At 58.0% G+C, this 3,354-nt stretch carries 3 protein-coding genes; all 3 read right to left on the reverse strand.

Going from position 1 to position 3,354, the window contains the following annotated elements; genetic code table 11:
- A partial coding sequence (locus KAY22_RS26525; RefSeq protein ID WP_296626070.1) for a mannitol dehydrogenase family protein occupies nucleotides 1–805 on the reverse strand: 805 nt, incomplete at its 3' end.
- Between the two features lie 69 nt (nucleotides 806–874).
- Entirely contained in the window at nucleotides 875–1,759 is an 885-nt protein-coding gene (locus KAY22_RS26530) for a carbohydrate kinase (protein ID WP_296626071.1), read from the reverse strand.
- Between the two features lie 99 nt (nucleotides 1,760–1,858).
- Nucleotides 1,859–3,354 (reverse strand): hypothetical protein (locus KAY22_RS26535; RefSeq protein WP_296626072.1); only part of this gene is annotated, 1,496 nt, incomplete at its 5' end.

Consider the following 3,354-nt stretch of genomic DNA (forward strand, 5'->3'; position numbering starts at 1 on the left):
CCCATTGGGTGAACGGCTCGCAGGTGACCGGCCATTGGTCCGCCAATCCCATTGCGCTACGCAGGTAGGCGATATCCTCCGGCGTTGTTACGGGCGTGATCCGGTCCACCATGGCATTCGGGAAGCTCACGTCGCTCTCGATCCACCGCGCGAGATCGGCGTCCTGCTTGTGCGCGAACGCCAAAAGCATCTTGCGCGTCATGTCGCCGTTGTGCTGAATGTTGTCGCAGGACTGAATGGTGACGGCCGGGAGTCCCAAGGCGCGGCGTTTCTTGAGCGCGGCAGTGAGATAGCCGAACACCGTCTTCGGGCTGGACGGATGCTCCAGATCGTGTCGCACATCGGGATTGTCGAAGTCGAACTCGCCCGTGGCGGGGTTGAAGTTGTAGCCTCCTTCCGTAATCGTCAGCGAAACGATCTTGGTGTCCGCGCTGGCCATCCTGTCGATGACGGCGCCTGGATCGTCGCAGGCCAGCATGAAATCGATGAGTGAACCGATAATGCAGGTTTCGACCGTTCCCTGGGGATGCTTCACGATCAAGGTGTAGAGATAGTCCTGCGCTTTCAGGATATCGCCGATCTTGCGGTCTGCATCGCGCAGGCCCACGCCGCAGATGCCCCAGTCGGACGCCTCGGAGTCGCTCAGCAGCGCATCGGTGTAATACGCTTGGTGCGATCGGTGGAATCCGCCGACCCCGATATGGACGATGCCGGCTTTGACTTTGCTCCGGTCATAGGATGGACGAGTGATTTCGTCGGCGAGGCGGTGAAGGTTTTCCTGCTTGAGTTGAACGGGTTCCGTCATGACAAACTCCCTATGAGCCTTATCTCTATTTTCTCAGGCTATTTGCTGAGCGCTTTGGTTTGATGTCGCTCACAATGTCGTCAGATCTTCGGGCAGCAACGGGGTTGCACCCTTCTGCGAGCAGACAAACGAGGCGACCCGGTTGGCAAACGCATTCACCCTGCTCAGCGGCCAGTCTTTCAGCACGCCCATGCAGAGCGACGCCGTGAATGAGTCCCCGGCTCCGACCGAGTCCACCGCAAGTCCCGCCACTCCCGGGGCGACATCTACTTCGTCGCCGCGTACCAGCACGCTTCCATCCGGGCCGCGCGTGTAGGCCACCAGATCCAGGTCAAACCGTTCACGCAGTTCATTGAGTTGATCCATTACATCGCCGCGCAGGCCGAAATAGCCGGCCAGCACCGGAAGCTCCTCGTCGCTGAGCTTCAAAATCGACGCAAGCCGTAGCGAGTCCTCAACTTGCTCCTTCGAAAAATAGGACTGGCGCAGATTCACGTCGAAAATCTTCAGCGCCGCCTCCGGCATCTGCCGCAAGAAGGCGTGGATGCTTGCACGCGAAACCGGCGAACGCTGCGAAAGCGATCCAAAACACACGGCGTCGAGGGTCGCCGCCAGCGCCTTGAGCCCGCTGGTGAACGCAATATGATCCCATGCCACATTCTCGAAAATCCGATAGGAAGGTTTGCCCTCGTCGTTCAGGGTCACCTGCACCGTTCCGGTGGGGAAGGTGTCGCTTTCCAGCACATAGCTGGCATCCACCCCCATTTCCCGCAGCTTGTCGCGAATGCCCAGTCCCAGTTCATCTGTCCCCACGCAGCTCACCGGATAGGCTTTCGCGCCGAGCTGGTAACAATGGAACGCAAAATTGGCCGGGGCGCCGCCGAGACGCTTGTGCTGTGGAAACACATCCCAAAGCAGCTCGCCGATTCCCGCCACTGTAAATCCCTTATTCATCCCCTCTCCTTGAACCATCGGTCCTCAACACATCCAGGCGCCAGCGCCGACATTGCGGGCGTGGCGTCACCCCATCCCGGTCGCTGGGGCCCCGCGTCCTTAAACTGCGGGCTTTGCCGCCCCCGGCAGCGCGGATCTATGAAACGCCTTCGAACGCTGCAAACCCCAGTAGGCAAAAACAAAGTAGATGAGCGTGCACCAGATGGTCAGGTCATAAAACAACTCACGATTGACGTAGTAGTCGTAAAGATCCGGGCTGTTGAACAGGACACGCCATGCGAGAATAGCCGGCAGTACCAATCCGATCAAAATCCACACCGCCTGAATTACTTTCGTCAAAACGGACGTGTCTTTGACATGTATATGGTGTATATGGCTTTCCTGCGCCGCCAATTGGGCATGATACTCTTCGACTTTTCTAGCGAATTCCTGCTCTCGTTTCTCGGCTTCAGGATAGCTCTGATCAGCGCCGGCCTTCTTCGCCAAGATGGTGTAGAGGATGATCGAGAGAGCCCAGGTTGGCAGGAACAGATAGACGTACGGGATGATATTCAGGGAGTCCAACCCAAAGCCGAACACCAGGCAGATCGCCCAGGTTATGAGCGCCGGCTTGTTGTCCTTGACGCCTTTCAGGCGGTGCCAATTGGTCTTGTAGCCGAGCCGGGGGAAGATGAATTGTTCGGCGAATACCATGCCGCCGATCGACACAAGGACAAGTCCCGCGTAGGCAATAAGTGGCAGGATGCTGCGGAAGATGAACGGGAAACAGCTGCCGATCACCACCACGGTCCCGACGGCAAGCGTGACTTTTTGGCGTGCGACGTTAGGGAATACCGCTTGAGCCGCGAGACCTGCTCGATAGAGGTTGGGGTTGGCCGTTGTCCATCCCGCGATGATGACGATCACAAAACCGGTGAGACCCAGCGCGTAATAGGCAACATCACCGGGGTCAACAACAGCGATACTCAATTTCATGATCGCCGCCGTCGCCGCCCCCATGAGCGCCGCAGAAATCCAGGCGATGTAGTGGCCGAACATCATGCCGGTTGCGGTACACAGGCCATAGATCGGTTTCTTGGCGTAGCGCAGGAGCGCCATGTCAATCAGGCCAAAATGCGCAAAAGTGTTCGCCGCCCAGGCGAAGCCGATCACTTCCCACAATCCGATGCCGGGCTCCCCTTGAGCATTGATGCCGGTAAACACGGTGGTTCCCGCCAAACTCACGAAATCCGAGAAACTCGCCAAAGTGGTGTAGCCGGTCAGCGCTTCGTTCAACGCCGGGATCAGCACCATGCCGCCCGCCGTGAACATCACCATCAGCCAGGGTGTGCAAATGGTGCCAAACTCGGCCACCACATTGAAACCATAATAGGCCACCACCACGGCGATCACGCTTGCCGAGGCGGCAATGATTATGAAGTAGATGCTGGTGGGATACGGATAGATCTGTGGAGGAATGTCAAAGAGCACCCGAATCGCCGTCGCCGACACGGTGATCATAGCGGCCGAGATGGCCACGAAGATCAGCACATTGGCGCCGTTATAGAGCCGCGAGAACAACTCGCCCATGTTGTAATCGAGATAGGTGTAGAGAC

The organism is Rhizorhabdus sp. (assembly GCF_018006725.1).
Lineage (GTDB): Bacteria > Pseudomonadota > Alphaproteobacteria > Sphingomonadales > Sphingomonadaceae > Rhizorhabdus.